This window comes from Calothrix sp. PCC 7507, from assembly GCF_000316575.1.
Taxonomy (GTDB): Bacteria; Cyanobacteriota; Cyanobacteriia; order Cyanobacteriales; family Nostocaceae; genus Fortiea.
Map to the genome: position 1 here is coordinate 6,479,960 of NC_019682.1, position 15,836 is coordinate 6,495,795.

At 40.9% G+C, this 15,836-nt stretch carries 19 protein-coding genes; 10 read left to right on the top strand and 9 right to left on the bottom strand.

The genetic code is table 11. The annotated features are described in order from the left end of the window. Positions 1 to 138: 138 nt before the first annotated feature. Positions 139 to 996, top strand: a complete 858-nt coding sequence (locus tag CAL7507_RS27805) for a response regulator (protein WP_042341639.1) — start codon at positions 139 to 141, stop codon at positions 994 to 996. Here CAL7507_RS27805 and CAL7507_RS27810 read toward each other — a convergent pair. The 3 genes from CAL7507_RS27810 to rsmA all read right to left on the bottom strand — a co-directional run bounded on the left by CAL7507_RS27810 (position 993) and on the right by rsmA (position 3,328). Further along, the gene (locus CAL7507_RS27810; protein ID WP_015131821.1) at positions 993 to 1,316 is read right to left on the bottom strand and encodes a DUF3082 domain-containing protein; all 324 of its coding nucleotides are present in this window, start codon (positions 1,314 to 1,316) and stop codon (positions 993 to 995) included. The genes CAL7507_RS27805 and CAL7507_RS27810 overlap by 4 nt on opposite strands. 164 nt (positions 1,317 to 1,480) lie before the next feature. Further along, a complete protein-coding gene (gene ispE, locus CAL7507_RS27815; RefSeq protein ID WP_015131822.1) occupies positions 1,481 to 2,434 on the bottom strand; it encodes a 4-(cytidine 5'-diphospho)-2-C-methyl-D-erythritol kinase in 954 nt (317 codons plus the stop codon). A 75-nt stretch (positions 2,435 to 2,509) separates the two neighbouring features. Beyond that, positions 2,510 to 3,328, bottom strand: coding sequence for a 16S rRNA (adenine(1518)-N(6)/adenine(1519)-N(6))-dimethyltransferase RsmA (gene rsmA, locus CAL7507_RS27820; protein ID WP_015131823.1), 819 nt, complete (start codon positions 3,326 to 3,328; stop codon positions 2,510 to 2,512). A 259-nt stretch (positions 3,329 to 3,587) separates the two neighbouring features. Here rsmA and CAL7507_RS31155 point away from each other — a divergent pair, with 259 nt between their 5' ends. The 8 genes from CAL7507_RS31155 to CAL7507_RS27845 all read left to right on the top strand — a co-directional run bounded on the left by CAL7507_RS31155 (position 3,588) and on the right by CAL7507_RS27845 (position 8,129). Further along, positions 3,588 to 3,806, top strand: a complete 219-nt coding sequence (locus CAL7507_RS31155) for a hypothetical protein (RefSeq protein ID WP_015131824.1) — start codon at positions 3,588 to 3,590, stop codon at positions 3,804 to 3,806. Between the two features lie 53 nt (positions 3,807 to 3,859). Further along, positions 3,860 to 4,279 (top strand): hypothetical protein, encoded by a 420-nt coding sequence (locus CAL7507_RS27825; protein ID WP_015131825.1) that lies wholly within the window; start codon positions 3,860 to 3,862, stop codon positions 4,277 to 4,279. A 378-nt stretch (positions 4,280 to 4,657) separates the two neighbouring features. After that, complete coding sequence (locus CAL7507_RS27830; protein WP_015131826.1) at positions 4,658 to 5,047, top strand: hypothetical protein; 390 nt, start codon at positions 4,658 to 4,660, stop codon at positions 5,045 to 5,047. Between the two features lie 134 nt (positions 5,048 to 5,181). Then, complete coding sequence (locus tag CAL7507_RS27835) at positions 5,182 to 5,862, top strand: RNA-directed DNA polymerase (RefSeq protein ID WP_015131827.1); 681 nt, start codon at positions 5,182 to 5,184, stop codon at positions 5,860 to 5,862. A gap of 495 nt (positions 5,863 to 6,357) precedes the next feature. Continuing rightward, positions 6,358 to 7,557 carry an IS4 family transposase gene (locus CAL7507_RS27840; protein WP_015131828.1) on the top strand — a complete coding sequence of 400 codons (1,200 nt, stop codon included), beginning with the start codon at positions 6,358 to 6,360 and terminating at the stop codon, positions 7,555 to 7,557. A 49-nt stretch (positions 7,558 to 7,606) separates the two neighbouring features. Continuing rightward, positions 7,607 to 7,825 (top strand): DUF6883 domain-containing protein, encoded by a 219-nt coding sequence (locus tag CAL7507_RS33745; RefSeq protein WP_369750949.1) that lies wholly within the window; start codon positions 7,607 to 7,609, stop codon positions 7,823 to 7,825. Then, positions 7,798 to 7,893, top strand: a complete 96-nt coding sequence (locus CAL7507_RS33750) for a DUF6883 domain-containing protein (RefSeq protein WP_369750951.1) — start codon at positions 7,798 to 7,800, stop codon at positions 7,891 to 7,893. The genes CAL7507_RS33745 and CAL7507_RS33750 overlap by 28 nt, the downstream gene beginning before the upstream one ends. Before the next feature lie 17 nt (positions 7,894 to 7,910). Beyond that, on the top strand, positions 7,911 to 8,129 hold the full coding sequence (locus CAL7507_RS27845) for a DUF4926 domain-containing protein (RefSeq protein WP_015131829.1): 219 nt from the start codon (positions 7,911 to 7,913) through the stop codon (positions 8,127 to 8,129). An 8-nt stretch (positions 8,130 to 8,137) separates the two neighbouring features. On the opposite strand, the gene CAL7507_RS27850 is transcribed toward CAL7507_RS27845, so the two are convergent. The 4 genes from CAL7507_RS27850 to CAL7507_RS27865 all read right to left on the bottom strand — a co-directional run bounded on the left by CAL7507_RS27850 (position 8,138) and on the right by CAL7507_RS27865 (position 14,145). Next, positions 8,138 to 8,779, bottom strand: coding sequence for a Uma2 family endonuclease (locus CAL7507_RS27850; protein ID WP_015131830.1), 642 nt, complete (start codon positions 8,777 to 8,779; stop codon positions 8,138 to 8,140). Positions 8,780 to 9,050: 271 nt separating this feature from the next. Next, entirely contained in the window at positions 9,051 to 9,308 is a 258-nt protein-coding gene (locus CAL7507_RS27855) for a hypothetical protein (RefSeq protein WP_015131831.1), read from the bottom strand. Positions 9,309 to 9,774: 466 nt separating this feature from the next. Next, on the bottom strand, positions 9,775 to 12,393 hold the full coding sequence (locus CAL7507_RS27860) for a PAS domain S-box protein (RefSeq protein WP_015131832.1): 2,619 nt from the start codon (positions 12,391 to 12,393) through the stop codon (positions 9,775 to 9,777). Between the two features lie 291 nt (positions 12,394 to 12,684). Then, entirely contained in the window at positions 12,685 to 14,145 is a 1,461-nt protein-coding gene (locus CAL7507_RS27865) for a hypothetical protein (RefSeq protein WP_015131833.1), read from the bottom strand. A 150-nt stretch (positions 14,146 to 14,295) separates the two neighbouring features. Between CAL7507_RS27865 and CAL7507_RS27870 the strand changes: the two genes are divergently transcribed. Beyond that, on the top strand, positions 14,296 to 14,850 hold the full coding sequence (locus CAL7507_RS27870; protein WP_015131834.1) for a GerMN domain-containing protein: 555 nt from the start codon (positions 14,296 to 14,298) through the stop codon (positions 14,848 to 14,850). Between the two features lie 16 nt (positions 14,851 to 14,866). Here the strand turns inward: CAL7507_RS27870 and CAL7507_RS27875 are convergent, their stop codons facing one another. After that, positions 14,867 to 15,139: a CopG family transcriptional regulator gene (locus tag CAL7507_RS27875; RefSeq protein WP_042342557.1), complete on the bottom strand. Its 273-nt coding sequence runs from the start codon at positions 15,137 to 15,139 to the stop codon at positions 14,867 to 14,869. A gap of 64 nt (positions 15,140 to 15,203) precedes the next feature. After that, complete coding sequence (locus CAL7507_RS27880) at positions 15,204 to 15,797, bottom strand: ParA family protein (protein ID WP_042341640.1); 594 nt, start codon at positions 15,795 to 15,797, stop codon at positions 15,204 to 15,206. Between the last annotated feature and the right edge of the window lie 39 nt (positions 15,798 to 15,836).

Consider the following 15,836-nt stretch of genomic DNA (forward strand, 5'->3'; position numbering starts at 1 on the left):
CATAACTACTTATCAAACAGTTTCAAGCCCTTGATTCTTATACAAAAAGATAGGTGTGCTAGTTATGTAAGTCCTGCCTAGGAAAAAGATAACTTATGCTGGTCATCATTTCTTACCAAAAATTCTAGTGATGGAAAAATGATGTACGAATCGTCGAAAAAAATTCTTGTGATTGAAGATGATGTAGTCACCCGTGATCTCTTCTTAATCGGTTTAGAGGCGGAAGGTTTTGAGACTATAGCCGCCCCAAATGGTCTTGTTGGTATCCAACAAACGCAATTGTATCGGCCTGACTTGGTGATTTGCGATATTCTGATGCCAGATATGGATGGTTATAGTGTGCTGATGACTCTGCGCCAAAATCCTCTGACTGCAGTGATTCCCTTCATTTTTCTCACGGGTATTGATACTAAGGCTGATGTTCGCAAAGGTATGGAGTTGGGTGCAGATGACTATATTACCAAACCTTCTACTGTTGAGGAATTGCTGAGAGCGATCGCTGTGCGACTAGAAAAGCAAGCTCTCCTCAATGACTGGTATACTCATAACTCTCATCCAACTTCATCGGTAGTTTCTGAATCTATTTTTCCCTTCGTTCCCCAACTCAAAGACGTTTTCGATTTTATCGAAGCTAATTATCGTCAAGGAATTACTTTGTCTGATGTGGCTACTGCAGTTGGTTATTCATCGGCTTACTTGACACATAGAGTCGCTGAAAAAACAGGAGATACTGTCAACGGCTGGATTGTCCGCCGACGGATGGCTGCAGCACGCCCCTTACTTATGGATACTAGTCAGACAATTGAGCAGATTGCTTTAGCATTGGGTTATCAAAATGCTTGTCATTTTTCTCGCCAGTTTCGTCAACATCATGGATTACCTCCTAAAAATTGGCGAAAACAGCACCAGCTTTTGCAGGCTTCTAAAAATGCGAAGCGACAACTCATCAAAACTCGCACTATGGCTGGCGGTTATGTACCCCTAAGTTGCAGCTAATTTTCTTTGGGCTTTGTCCATTTTTGTACTAACAATTGCACTGCTAACGCCAGCAAGCCAATAGCGATGATTCCACATATCCCGGTTCCTAGCGCCACTATCCCGACAACTAGGGTGCGAACAGCGGAGGTAATCCTGATCACTAGCTGGTTATCTGAATGGATGGGTTTTGTGGCAAAATTTGTAGCGATCGCAATCATTATTGAATAAAGTGCATATCCCATTCCTCCAGACACAATCGCCCCAGCTATACAGCGTAAAGGAGTTGATTGTATTTGTCCTTGGGTATCTAGTTGGGGGGTTAAATTGGGGTCACTCATTGAATTGGGGATTGGGGATTGGGGATTGGGGATTGGGGATTGGGGACTGGGGACTGGGGACTGGGGCAGGGGGCAGGGAGAGTGGGGGAAGAACTAGGGTTTTGACTCTTGACTCTTGACTCTTGACTCTTGACTCTTGACTCTTGACTCTTAACTGTTAACTGTTAACTGTTAACTGTTAACTGAATCCCATGTGTAATTGTCCTAGTCACAAACAATTCTAAATCTTCGTCAGGAATTTCGTCTCTGACACGCAACTTAACTGCTTCGGCTTGCTGGTGAGATTCTACAAGCGCAAATACCGTGGGGCCAGAACCAGACATCATTGTTCCTAAAACACCTGCTTGCTTGGCAAACACTTCTCGCAGTTGCAGCACTTGGGGATACGCTGGTAATACCACTCGCTCTAAATCATTATGCAGTTTTTGGGCGATGTCTACTGCGTCTTTCTTTAAGATAGCTTTGACTATGGCTCCCGAATGAACTGCGTTAGCACGGGCTGCTAAATCTTTGGTATCTCTAATATAAGTATTACCAAATTGCTGTCGATAGGTCTTGTATGCCCAAGCTGTGGAAACTTCCAAGCTGCGGTATTTCCCTAACACTATATATATAGTATCTAAATTTGGTAAAGGAGAAAGTTGCTCACCTCTACCTGTAGCAATGACAGTTCCACCCGCCACACAAAAGGGTACATCTGAACCTAGTGTTGCTCCTAGTTCTTCTAATTCTGACTGAGTTAGCCCCAATTTCCATAATAAATCTATCCCCACCAACACCGCTGCGGCATTTGCGGAACCTCCAGCCAACCCAGCTGCTACGGGAATACGCTTTTTGATGGTAATCTCTACACCACCATATTTGCTGAAAGCATCTGGAAATTTTGCCACCATGAGTTCAGCAGCGCGGTATGCTAAATTACTTTTATCCGTCGGTACTTGTGGGTGTTCGCAATAGACGCGGATGCTGTCTGTGCTTGCAGCACGTACATCAATTTGGTCGGCAAGGTCAATACTTTGCAGTATCATTGCTAACTCATGAAATCCATCTGGACGGTCGCCGATGATTTCCAGATACAAGTTGATTTTAGCAGGGGCGATGAGGGTGTAGGAAGGCATATACAGTTATCAGTTATCAGTTATCAGTTACTTGTACTGAGCGCAGTCGAAGTATCAGGGTCAGTCTGTTCACTGTTAACTGTTCACTGTTAACTGATTACTGAGAGTAACCCATTGCTGGACGCTGAGGTCTTCGGCGCGGACTTGGGGGTTGATGTTTAATTGTTGGAGTAAGTGTGTCAGGCGATCGCGTTCAACTGTTGATTGTAGATTATTTCGTAACATTTTCCGCTTGGCTGCAAACCCTAATTTGATTAAACTTTCTAATTTTCGGGGGTCAAGTGCGGGGGTTTCTATTTGTCGCGGACGTAATCGCACGACTGCGGAATCGACTTTTGGTGCTGGGTAAAATGCTGCGGCTGGAACTGGACAAATTAACTCGCAATCAGCTAAATATTGCACCCTGACACTCAAAGCTCCAAAAGCTCTTGATTCTGGTTTAGCATACAACCTTTCTGCTACTTCTTTTTGTACTAATAATACTATGGAATCAAATGGTTCTAGATTGGGATTACTGATTGTACCCAAGAGTTTTTCGATGATTGGTCCGGTGATATTGTAGGGAATATTAGCGACAACTTTATTTTGCTTTTGGAATTTGGGAAATGCTGTTAACTGTGATGGTGAATCTAATGTGAGAAAGTCGCCTTGTAACAGCAAAAAATTTTCTTTTTTACCGAGTTGCTTGGCGAGTAATTGACATAAATCGCGGTCTATTTCCACTGCGACTAAAGATTGTACTAAGGGTAATAAACGACGTGTAAGAATGCCGGTTCCTGGTCCGATTTCCAAGATGCGGTCATCTGATGTACACCCCGCCGCCTTGACTATCGCGTCGAGTACCTTTTCACTTTTGAGCCAATGCTGGGCAAAGTGCCTGCGCGGTTGAACCATCTATTATCCTCTCTATATAAAGGTTTTAACTTCTCGCAGAAAATTCGTTTCTTACTTTTTGCTTACTTTTAAAGTGCGTTTTTTAGGGCATTTTGCCCAAATGCATCTTGACATATAAGTAATTGCATGATAACGAAGTAAGCATTTATTTTGGTCAGGGCAGATAGTCCACCCCAGTTATACCAATCAAAACAGGTTCTTAAATTCAGCAAAAATCAAAACAATACACCCGAATAAAAACCATAGCTAATGCATTCTAGTGAAGAGGAATTATAGTAACATATATATCGACAACCAAACACTGTTGGGTTGGTTCACCAAAAAGACTAGCGGCAATGAATTTGGTGAGTATCTGCCAGATGAAGAAGCACAGTTACAAGAAGAGAGTATTCGGATTCGAGCTAGTAACGACAAAGAAGCACAAGAAAAATGTGAGCAAGAATCTGAACCATACAACGGCATAGACACTACTGCTTAACCAACAGAAAAAGACAAAGAGTACGATTGTAAATTCAAATTCTGGTCTTAATTATGAATCCAATACTTTATGCTGACTGGGATGAAAACCCCATCAGAATACAAGCTATTAGTCATCAAATGCCATCTGCGCCTAACCTACCACTTTCAGGTGGTTGTACAACTAGAATGCCACTAGAAAGGTTCCTCAAAGAACTTGAACGTGATCTTAAAAATCAAACAGGAAAGTATTATGTCCGCGTGAGAGGATGTGACGATTCCGAAGATGAGGCAAACATCTACACTTTAAAAACTTGGCAGGTATGCCGTCCAGATGATGGCACTTATGAAGCAGTAGTCATCTTATATTATGCACCTATTAATACTTACCTCACTCTCAAGAAGCATTTTGGCGACGAAGACGCTCAAGCATATCTTGACCAAATTGCGGCTAGAAGCGCAGCTATTACCGCACTGACAGATGCTTTGGATTAAATAACTAGACAAGATGCGATCGCTAATATTGAATCAAAATATATGATTAAATCCACGTAGTTCGTAGGGTGTGTTATGCCGGAGGCTAAAGCGCCGTCCGAGATTTTCGGTGCCGTACTCTCACCGTTAAGGCACCCTCCTAGATAAAAGCCAATTTGTGTGTACACCGTAGGTAATCGCGGAGGAGTGCCGCAACTTGGACTTTTTTAACACGATATACATTTTCCATTAAGAGCGCTATACAATGTCATTGCGAGGAACGAAGCAATCGCAATAGCTGGAATTACTACAATACAAAATTATTCAACTACTCGGAAATTACCATTTGTACCGTTGTATATTTAGGCATGGAAAAATCTGTAGCCACTTAAATATGTTATGCCAGATACACCTTCAGATAGCATTTGGATTGTCACCGACGACACCCATCAAATATCGATTCCCGACGGAACTAGAGGCGGGATTTCCAGAGGTGGTGACTGGGGAGACGAAACCAGGGAAAGTACTGGTAGCAAAAGCGTAGGAGATGCAGTTAAAGTCAGCGCGCAAAAATTAGAGCAAGAAATGACTCACTTTCTGCAAGTAGTAGGACGCTTATTCAGCCGCGCAGAACAGCAGGCTCAAGTTAACTCTGGAATGCAGTTATCAGAAATTGAGCTATCGGTAGAAATTAGTGGCGAGGGAGAAGTAAAGTTAATTGGCAATGGTGCAAAAGCTGGGGGGAAAGGAGCAATTAAGCTGACATTCAAACGCCAAGAATCAAAATGAGATAGCGATCGCATTAACCAGTTATGATCATGCCATCAGTAAGGTATAGGTGCAAATCGCAAAGCCCGTAGGGGTGGGGTTTCCCCACCCTTGATTGTTTGGAAGTAATCAAGCTAACCAAGAATCAAAATGAAATGGCGAAAAATTGGGCGATGCCTTCGGCAACCCGAAGCGGGAACGCGATCGGCATAAACCAGTATGATTTACTGCAACCGCTAAAATATGCCAAGCGGGATGCACTGTTGCTCATCGACACCATTATCGACAACAGCAACGCCCAAGAAAATATTGTCGATTTTTTCCCAGGTGATGATTTACTTACACCAATTCAACGCAGACGAGGTTTACCAATTGGCAATTTAACAAGTCAATTCTTTGCCAATATTTACCTCAATAGTTTTGACCACTTTGTTAAAGAAAAATTAAAAGCCCAAAAATACATCCGCTATGTTGATGATTTTGCCCTATTTGCCGATGACCACAATTTTCTAGCAAATGCTCGTCTAGCAATAGAAGCATATTTAGCAACTTTAAGATTAAAAATTCATCCTGTTAAAAGTCAGTTATTTGAAACTAAACACGGAGCTAACTTTTTAGGTTTTCGCATCTTACCAAATCGAATTCGCGTGCGGACAGAAAACCTCCGGCGAGCGCGACGCAGATTAAAACAAATGCAAATTGATTATGCTCATGGTAAAATTAGCCAACAACAAGTATCGCAAAGATTACAAAGTTGGGTAGCACATTTAAATCATGGCAATACCCAACGGTTGCGAAGAAAGATATTCGCTACTCTCGTATTTGCGAGAGAGTGAAGAAGGGATAGGCACTTCCGACTGCTGCGTGGTGGTTCTTGGAACAACAACCCAGAAAACTGTCGCAGTGGGAACCGTAACAACAATATCGGTTTTCGCGTCGTTCTTGTTCTCGCGTGAGCGCTCCCCAAAGTCAGAACTGATAAATGGGAATTTATCGGGTGTACATCAGGGAGTCCAGACCTGTTCCCGTGGGGAAGGCGACAACCTCCGAATATCAAACTGAGTCGGATAGCTTGGTAGGTTGCAAAACCGAATAATTGTCCGGCTCAATCAAAATCCCCTGTAAGAAATGGGGCAAAACAGAATTTTTGAACAAAAAATATGAACGATTCTATTACGGGTTAACCACAAAATAACTCATAATATGATGAAACTTCCTAATCCTCAACACGCTTAACGGGTGACAAGGTGGCTCAAGATGAGATGTGGTAAGAATTTGAGAAAATAAGGTGGTAAAAAAATAGGGGGAAGTAAACCCCCACAAAAAATAAAATGTTACCACAATCATATCAAACTATCTTCCGCAAGCACTTGAGTGAACAGCAGTATCTGACACTGGAGTTATTGTTGTTACTGATACAAGCTCATCGACAAGTAAAGCTGTCAACATTGGCCAGCTTATTTCCGCAAGCAATTACATATGAAAGTCGAAAACGCAATCTACAAAGATTTTTAGTGGTAGGTAATCTCTGCGTGAAATTATTGTGGTTTCCCCTGATCAAATATTGGATCAGACAACAGAGAACAGGACATAAATTAAATCGAGAACAGCGACGTTATTTCGATAAGAAAAAGCATCAAAAATATGGTTATTGGATGGTGGCACTGGATAGAACTCAGTGGAAAGGGCGGAATGTATTTATGGTGACATTGGTATGGGGTACTCATGCCTTACCACTATATTGGGAAACATTAAATCATGTGGGAAACAGTAATTTACAAACGCAAAAACGATTGATAAATACGGCGATGAAGCTGTTGAAAAAATGTCGAGTTGTGGTGTTGGCAGACAGAGAATTTCATAGTCCTAAACTCGCTAAATGGCTTGATGATCAAGGAATCTACTTTGCTTTACGTCAGAAGAAAGACCTTCACTTCCAGTCACAACCAGGACTTGAATATCAGGTACTTAAAGACCAAGGTTTTCAGCCAGGAATGTCAAAGTTTTATGTGGGCGTTAAATGTGGTAAAGCGGATGAATTGGGTTTATTTAACATCGCTGTTTATTGGAAAAGGAAATATCGCAATAATGGCTCAAAACAGCCTTGGTACATCTTGACGAATTTACCAACTCTTCAACAAACTTTATGCCTCTATCGCTGCCGATGGGGGATTGAGCAATTCTTCAAAGATTGTAAGACGGGTGGTTATAACCTAGAAGATACCAAAGTGAATGAAACTCGTTTTTTAGCTTTAGTATTATTGATTGTAATTGCTTATAGTTTAGCTACAATGCATGGTCAACAGATGCAAAATCTAGGCATAGAAACTTATGCCGGACGTATTAAAGAACACAATGACCAGACCTCTCGCCACAGCGATTTTAGCTTTGCTCTTTACGGACAACTATGGATATATGGTATGGAATTATGGGCTGATTTAGCTCTCTTGTTAATGGCTCTCAAGCCTCACAAACGCCTATTTTTTCAACGTGGCTTTCAGGCTCTATCCCTTATGAAACAAGCGGTTTAGCCATGTTGTCACCCGTTAAGCTCAACACGCTATCGTTGAAATAGAAAAAATCGCCGGGTATTGTCTCAATCCAGAGCATCCAGAGGGAAAACACAAAGCTCGTGTATTCAAATCCGCCCTTAATTTAGATTTAAATGATGCAGAAGAACTACAAACTATACTTTTACAAGCAGTAGCTAATTATGATCAATCCCTGGTAAAAGTAATCCATACAGTCAAAAATATATCACCGATTTTCTCATTACTCGTGCCAACAAACAAGCCATGATTCAGAGTATTTGGATAGTACGAAATGATGAAAATTTCCCCCGCCTAGTCACCTGTTATGTAATCTAATCAGTGAGATAATAGCCATGAAATTATTAGATGTTGTTGCTCTAACCGAAGACTTACCAAAATTGGGATTGTACCGTGGTCAAGTAGGAACAATTGTAGATGAATATGAACATGAAGTCTTTGAAGTAGAATTCAGCGACTTAACAGGAAAAGCTTATGCAGTAGAAACTTTAAATACCAGTCAACTAATGGTTTTATATCACCAGCCAATTGGTGGAAAAACATTATTGGTTTAACTCTGATCTCAACTCAACCGATTCGCTTGTACCCAAGCACGGAAAGCTTTCATCGCCGCATTTCTCCCATCAATTTTACTCCGGGTTAAATATTCCGGAATAATTTCAGCAATTGGTAAACCAGGAAAAATACGACTGGTAGATTTTACATATTTACCCTCAACTAGAACATTAATTTCTAACTTAGTTCCATTCCAACGCCACAATTCTGGGACTCCCAACACTTCATAATTGTTGAAACGGGTGCGGGAGGTAATATCAATTTCAATGGCTAAATCTGGTGGTGGATCAACAGTTAAGTCAATTCTATCCTTACCTCGAACAGCGGCTTCATTTTGAATATAAAAACAATCATCAGGTTCTACCCCAGCAGCCATTTTTTCTTGGTCAAAAGTTGTAGAACCCAGACTCCAAAATTCCATATTGAGTTCTTCTAATAAAGCTTTGACAAAATCCCCAATAATAACTTTAGATACCTCATGTTCTGGTAATGGAGCCATGATTTCTAACACCCCTTGGCTGTAAGATACTCTCGCATTACGATTTTCTCCCAATTCTGCCAAAATATTTTTATATGCTGACCAAGAGATATCTTTAATCAATAACTGATGACCGACAGGTACGATTAGCTGGTTGAGTTGAAGTAACATGACTTTCTCGCTCCTAAAGTTAACCTAACTAGTAGTCTGTCAAGCACTAATTGACGGGTAATGCGAGCATCTTGCTCGCGTCGTGAGCGGGACGCTCACACTACAAACCCGTCAAAATCAATTTGACGCACTACTAGTAGTCTGTCCCATAGTTCGTAGTAAGCACTGAAGTGCTTAGAAATCAAGGACTAAAGTCCTTACTACAAACTTAACTGAAATTCTCGCAATATTCGCTTTGAGAGAGGTTGCATTGCAACCTCTCTACAGGGAGTTATGGGGTTTGAATTTGACGGCTTAAAATACTCATAACTTCACCTGAGTTGGTGGTTGGTAGCAATGGACTCCAGTCGCCAACACTGGCGTAGCCAATTACCTGTAGATAGTGAATGGTGCTGGTAACGGCTTTAGGAGAGCCAATTAGTAGATGTTTAATTGGTTCTCTTTGGGGAAATGAGTGTTTAAAAGACTGCTCTAGCTGGGATTGAGTGGACTTTTGGTGATCTACGAACTTTTGTATGTGTGCCATCATTGTATTTGTGATCCGGTTATCGGGTTTACATAAAGGCGATCGCTTTCTTCTTAGCGGGATTGGGCGATCGCCTTTATCATGCACTTATATTAAAGTATAATTTTATACCTGTCAAGCATAAATTTAAAAATTATTATTAATAATTCCCCAGTTTTAACAGAAATAAATTATGTGCAATTTATGTAATATTGGCAACACAATATAATAAAAATCTTCTGAGAAGTGAGCTATTTGATAATATAAAATATGGAGAGATAAAATGTACTCACCCCTACTCTACGTGAGACAAAAATCAGCAACAACTGATAACTGATATAGCGGTTTTCAGTCGAGTGCAATACAGTCTTCATCAGGGAGTCAGAATTCAGGAGAATTCAAGCCTTGACTACGCTCGGCTTTAATATTCTGGCTCCTGACTCCTTTGAGTCCGGGTGTATTTCATTCATCTGAGAATTGCTATAACTGCTCACTGACTAACAGGAATTTCAATGACAAATTCTGCCCCTTTTCCAGGTGTTGAATGACAAGATAACTTTCCTCGATGTTTGTCTACCACAATCTGATAACTAATAGATAGCCCCAATCCTGTACCTTTGCCCACATCTTTAGTAGTAAAGAAAGGGTCAAATAATTTTGACAGTATATTTTGGGGAATTCCTCGACCATTATCGGCAATGCGAATTGCTACCCAGCTACTATCAAGAATTTCAGTGCGAATACAAATTGAGGGATGATCAGTTGTTTTTCCGTTAACAACTGACTCTTCTAAAGCATCAATAGCATTACTAAGAATATTCATAAACACCTGATTTAGTTGACCAGGATAGCACGTGATAGGAGGAAGTTTCTCATACTCCTTAATCACGGAAATTTCCGGATGATCTGGTTTAGCTTTCAAGCGGTTTTGTAGAATCATCAGAGTACTATCAATACCTTCATGGATATCAACATCCTTCACTTCAGACTCATCAAGACGAGAGAAATTCCGCAACGACAGTACAATTTCACGAATCCGCTGAGTACCTAAGCGCATAGATTGAAGGAGTTTGATCAGGTCTTCTTTAAGAAAATTTAGGTCAATATCTGCAATTTCTGCTTGAATTTCTGTTGGGGGATTGGGGTAATGCTGTTGATAGAGTTCTATCAGTCGCAATAAGTCTTGAGCATATTCACTCGCTGGAATTAGATTACCATGAATAAAATTGACCGGATTGTTAATTTCGTGGGCAATACCTGCAACCATATTACCTATTGAAGACATTTTCTCACTTTGAATCAGTTGGGACTGAGTGCGTTGCAGTGCATACAAAGTATTTTCTAAATTTTGGGCTTGTTGTTGCAATTTTATCTCGGCTTGTTTGCGTTCAGTAATATCTGTTGATACACCTAAAATTTGCCGTATTGTACCATCATTATTACGCATGAACGGTGTTTCCCAATTGTATAACCAGCACCATTCACCATTCCCACGTCTTAACCGAAATTCATCTTTAAAGATGTCGCCATCATTAGCAGTAAGGATTTTTTGATGATGAGATTTCAACTTATCTACATCGTCTGGATGTAGAATATGAGCAATCAAATTTGCTCCCATCTGTTGCATTTCTTCAGGGGAATAATCAAGAATAATTGCCAGTTCTTGATTCACATAAACGTTGCGACGTTCTTCGAGGTCGAAGATGTAAAGAATATTGGGAGAAGAATCGGCAACACGTTGAATAAAGTGTTGGCTGGCTTTAAGTTCTTCTTCTGCTTGCTTACGTTCTGTGATGTCTATGACTGTGACAATAAGTTGAGAAATTTGTGAAGTACTATTCCACAGAGGTGTGATATTTATCTCCCACCAAGTTTCCTGGCCATTAGCCCAGAAAGATTCCTCAAATAACATCGTCTTGCCAGAATTAACGCATTCACGGTAGCGTTGACGATAAAGATGTGCCATATCAGCAGGTAGTGCCTCTGCCAATATTTTTCCGAATAAAGGTTCCAAAGGCATGGGACTGGCTTTGATAATGGCGGGATTGAAGTTAAGAAAACGAAACTCTGTGCCATTGTCTAAAACATCTAGAACATAAATGCCATAGTCCACGCCTTCCCAAATGCTTTGCAAAAACTGTGCCTGTTCTTGCAGTCGTTGCTCTGCTAGTTTGCGATCGCTCAACGCAGCTTGCTGTTCGCTAATATCAAATAAATAACCATGCCAAATTACCTCACCATCTGGCTGACGTTCTGGCCTAGCAAATCCCTTCACCCATTTATGCTGGCCAGAGGGAGTGACAACCCGCCAGTCATGTTCATAATCTTGCAGAGTTTGGGCAGAGTGAGCAATTGCTGCCTGTACACCTGGAATATCCTCTGGATAAATATAAGCAAAGGTGATCAACGCATCTTTTTGTATCTGTTCTGGCGCTAGTCCTAGAACCTCTCGTGAACCAGAAGAAACATAGGAAAAGTGCAATGTACCATCAAGTTTGAGACTAAGTTCATACATCATCCCTGGAACATTATCTGCTAGTCGCTGGAACCGAGCTTCACTTTGACGCAATGCTGCTGTGCGTTCCTCAACTTTGGCTTCTAACTCTTCATTCAAGCATTTGAGGGCTGCCTCTGCTTGCTTACGAGCAGTAATTACCTCAGCGAAAATGATGATACCCCCAACCTCGCCAGAGTCTTCGTACCAAGGATGTATCTCCCACTTCACCCAATCGACTGTCCCATCTACGCGAGGAAAAATATCTTCTTCACATTTTTCGATATTTCCTGCCAAACAACGTTGGTGAATTTCCTGCCAATGCTTAGTCTGTGGGAATACCTCATAACTAGAACGACCGATAAATTCCTGGTTATCCAAGCCGTAATCTTCTCGCCAGCGGCGACTTACTTGTAGGTAGCGCATTTGACGGTCAAAGATAGCGATCGCAGCTGGCGTGTATTCTATAAATAACCGCATCTGCTGTTGGTCATTTTTCCAGGTGGTTGCAGATTCAGCACTTTCCCAACAAGCAACAACCTGACGTAATTCTATTAGTTCCTGTTGTAAGGAATTATAAGTATTTATATCTAGAGTAATAAGATTACCAACCATAGTTGCTTCACTTGCCAGCTAGGGACTTGAAGTTAACTTCAGTATCTATTTTTCCCAATTACATCCAGCAAACAACATTATAGGTGGTCAGTTATCAGTTACCCCCTACGTGTATTTCAGAAATCAAATATGAGTCCTATAAGTAAGTCGGCACAAAAAAACCAAACTATGTGAAGAAAAGTAACCGAAGCTCAAACCCAATTCCCTCCTGAATTCTGGCTCCTGTATTCTGTCTTATCTCAATGATAATTATTGACGCCTAGTTACTTGTATCAGTCTGTTTACCTTTCCCTAACTCAACAACTCACCTAATTGATGTTGAACCAACAACCCTTTAATTGTGGCATTCTCAGCTTTGAGAGCAATATTCTCAGCTTCCAACTCACTAATTCTCGCCTTCAAAGCTTCCTTTGTCGTACCTTGTCTGTGAATCACAACCTCTCGATAAATTTCTAAATTCGCTTCCTCATTCATCCATCTTTGATAAGTCTTTGTATGCTCTTGCACACTATGTCCCATATAGTCAGCCATCGTTTTAATGGGAACTTTTAAGCGATGTCCACGTATCGCATAAGCATGACGCAAATCATAAGGTCTAAAGCCAATATCAGTATTTCTAAATCTAATATGAAGTTTTGCTGTTTTATTACTCAGCGTTCCTGCGTTATGAGGTAATTTTACATTCTTTAAATCAAATAATTCTACCCAATGAGGATATAATGGTGGAACCCCACAACTGCGCTCACCAGTCTTAGTACCATCTGTCAAACTCGGATTTAAAGTTATTAAATGAAAAGAATTTGCTGAGTCGAGAAATGCTGGTATATCGATAGCGAATAATTCATGTGGTCTTAAGCCATAAGTAGCTAACATACCATACACCCACTGCCATTGTTCAGGTTGGGTAAACTTCTCTTTACTAGTATACGCTGATAATGGCATCCCAATTTTACTAAATCCTTGAATAACTTCCTCATCTAATGGTACTTTGCGAAAGCTGGGATGAGGTTTAGGAGTAGCATAAGCATTAATTATTTTCAACCCATTAATATCGCAAAAATCGCAAAACTTTTTGAGTTGCCACACTAAAAAAAACCTACTAGACGTATTAGGATTTGTTTTTTCTAGTGCTATCTCTAGAGCTTCTAAAGACATCGGTACATCTTGTGGTAGTTTTTTGAGATGCCTAAGATAATGGGTTTCCCAAGTACTGATACCTTGTCTATTTTTTTCATGGTTTTTCCAAAACTCCCGTTCGTATTCTTGGATTAATTCACTAATAATTTTCTTGGGAGTTTCATCATCAATTAGCGCTATTTTTTGAGCCTGTTTACCCAATAACTCAGGTGTCCATTGAAATTGTTTTGTGATTAACAATAAATCTAATTCCCGCGCTTTAACTATTGCCGTTTTCACGCCAACATCATTAGCATAAAAACCACACGAAATAGTATACTGTTTACTTGGGCTACCATTTTTCCCCACATCACCAGGTCTACAGGGAAACGTCCCCTGCAAACCGATAGTTTTAGCACTGGTGAGCTTCAGTTTAATCTTGACCCTATCTAGACTTAACGCAGCGTTGGCTTGCTGAACAGCGTGTTTTATCCTCAGATATTCACGTTCTATTTTGACATCTGCATCTGATGCGGAATGCTTTGATTTCCACTGTTTCCACTTCGATGGCTCCCAGTGGTCAATTGGTGTACCATCCCATTCGGCGTTACGGAGGTCGTAGGTGTAATTGGTCATTGGTCGTTTGTCAAAGTTATTAACTCCCCTATCTACCCTCTGCTCCCTGCTCCCCAGTCACCAGTCACCAATTCATAAATTTATGCGGAATTGATACCAAGGACACTGAAACCAATAGAACAACCCAGCGACACCAGCAGTAAGAATAATATGTTGAACACAACTAAAAGATATTTTCTACCATTGATTGTAGTAGCGATCGCCACCAGCCTCAGCAGTTGTAGTTCTAGTCCTACTTCTCGTCAAAATATAGCCAGTGAAACACCAAACAGCATCTCATCCCCCAGCGTCAGCCAAACACCCAGCATGGCTCAACTGAGAGCTAAATCTGTCAATCCTGAGCCATTAGTCACCAACAAAACCACTAACATTACTCTCTACACAAGTGATGTCCAGTGTCAAGTACTAGTCCCCCAAAAAGTTGCAGTACCTGCTGAAGAAGCTGTCACAGGTTCAGTGAGTAAAATTCTAGAACAACGAGATTCGGGTGACTTTAGCTTATCTGGCTATCGCGTCAACGTCAAAAATGGCACTGCTACAGTTGATTTTAGAGTCGCGCCTCAATCAAAACGACAATTAGCTTCTCTTTCTAGCTGTGAACAGTTTGCTTTATTTGGCAGTCTCCGCAAAACTCTCACAAGTAATCCCCAATGGAAAATTAAACAGGTTCGCTTCACCCAACGAGGCGAGGATATTGAGCTTTAGTCAGTTATCAATCTATTCACTGTTCTCCCTGATTTAAAGACAACAACCATTTTTCAACTAATTCTGCCAAAATATCACTCATCTGTCGTTCTTGTGAAGCTGCAGATGCCTTAAGTTGGCGATGCAGTTGCTTAGGTAAATAGATAGTTGTGCGAGTATAATCTGGGTCAGTGCTTTTGCTATAAGAAGTAGGTTTATCTTCAATTAGCTGTGGTTGATCCCTTTGTTGACGACTACGCGCCGCATCAATTAAATCGTCAAAACGACTGCTTTTTTTCTTATTATTCAAAATCAATAGCTCCATACTTTCAGTGAACAGTCAACAGTCAACAATTCAAAACACTGATAACTGTTCACTGTTTTAATATCTCCTTTCCCACCTCAGCGTAACAGCGCCATGCAATTTGCGCGTAAGGGTCTTTAACAACATTAACTGGAACCCCTTCTAAAGCTGCTCTTTGAAATACAGCCAGTCGGCGAATTCCAGACTGAAACACAGGTATTTCTGCTTTTAACAGCGCTGTTCTAGCTTCTTCTCCCGCTTTATTGGGGTTTGGTGGAATGATAGTTAACAAAATTCGATAATTTGTTTTTACTTGTTTGAGTGCTTCCACCATTTGTAGTGTTGCAGCTAAAGCGATCGCATCAGGAGTGGTAGGGATTACCAACAAATCGCATCCCTCAGCAATAGTTTTTAGTTCATCTGCATCAGGCCTAGCTGGTGTATCAATCACAATATGTTCATAAAGTTTTGCTAAACGTATTCCCTGCTTTTCATCAGCAACTTTGAATGGTAAACAACCCCGATTCGACCAATCTAAAGCACTGCGGTTGAGATCGCCATCCACTAAGAGCGTGTCAGCTGAATTTTGCAGGTATGTAGCTAGGTGTAGCGCCGTCGTCGATTTGCCTACACCTCCTTTGAAAGCCGCCACAGTGATGATCATTTTGGACTTAAACACAAATAATTTCCAGATACTACTACA

What these genes read in the sequence shown, in the direction of transcription:
- CAL7507_RS27845 (WP_015131829.1), top strand. Translation starts at nt 7,911, where the DNA reads ATGAAATTATTAGATGTTGTTGCTCTAACCGAAGACTTACCAAAATTG.
- CAL7507_RS27830 (WP_015131826.1), top strand. Translation starts at nt 4,658, where the DNA reads ATGCCAGATACACCTTCAGATAGCATTTGGATTGTCACCGACGACACC.
- ispE (WP_015131822.1), bottom strand. Translation starts at nt 2,434, where the DNA reads ATGCCTTCCTACACCCTCATCGCCCCTGCTAAAATCAACTTGTATCTG.
- CAL7507_RS27810 (WP_015131821.1), bottom strand. Translation starts at nt 1,316, where the DNA reads ATGAGTGACCCCAATTTAACCCCCCAACTAGATACCCAAGGACAAATA.
- CAL7507_RS27850 (WP_015131830.1), bottom strand. Translation starts at nt 8,779, where the DNA reads ATGTTACTTCAACTCAACCAGCTAATCGTACCTGTCGGTCATCAGTTA.
- CAL7507_RS27855 (WP_015131831.1), bottom strand. Translation starts at nt 9,308, where the DNA reads ATGATGGCACACATACAAAAGTTCGTAGATCACCAAAAGTCCACTCAA.
- CAL7507_RS27840 (WP_015131828.1), top strand. Translation starts at nt 6,358, where the DNA reads ATGTTACCACAATCATATCAAACTATCTTCCGCAAGCACTTGAGTGAA.
- CAL7507_RS27880 (WP_042341640.1), bottom strand. Translation starts at nt 15,797, where the DNA reads ATGATCATCACTGTGGCGGCTTTCAAAGGAGGTGTAGGCAAATCGACG.
- CAL7507_RS27860 (WP_015131832.1), bottom strand. Translation starts at nt 12,393, where the DNA reads ATGGTTGGTAATCTTATTACTCTAGATATAAATACTTATAATTCCTTA.
- rsmA (WP_015131823.1), bottom strand. Translation starts at nt 3,328, where the DNA reads ATGGTTCAACCGCGCAGGCACTTTGCCCAGCATTGGCTCAAAAGTGAA.
- CAL7507_RS27865 (WP_015131833.1), bottom strand. Translation starts at nt 14,145, where the DNA reads ATGACCAATTACACCTACGACCTCCGTAACGCCGAATGGGATGGTACA.
- CAL7507_RS27805 (WP_042341639.1), top strand. Translation starts at nt 139, where the DNA reads ATGATGTACGAATCGTCGAAAAAAATTCTTGTGATTGAAGATGATGTA.
- CAL7507_RS27835 (WP_015131827.1), top strand. Translation starts at nt 5,182, where the DNA reads ATGGCGAAAAATTGGGCGATGCCTTCGGCAACCCGAAGCGGGAACGCG.
- CAL7507_RS27870 (WP_015131834.1), top strand. Translation starts at nt 14,296, where the DNA reads ATGTTGAACACAACTAAAAGATATTTTCTACCATTGATTGTAGTAGCG.
- CAL7507_RS27825 (WP_015131825.1), top strand. Translation starts at nt 3,860, where the DNA reads ATGAATCCAATACTTTATGCTGACTGGGATGAAAACCCCATCAGAATA.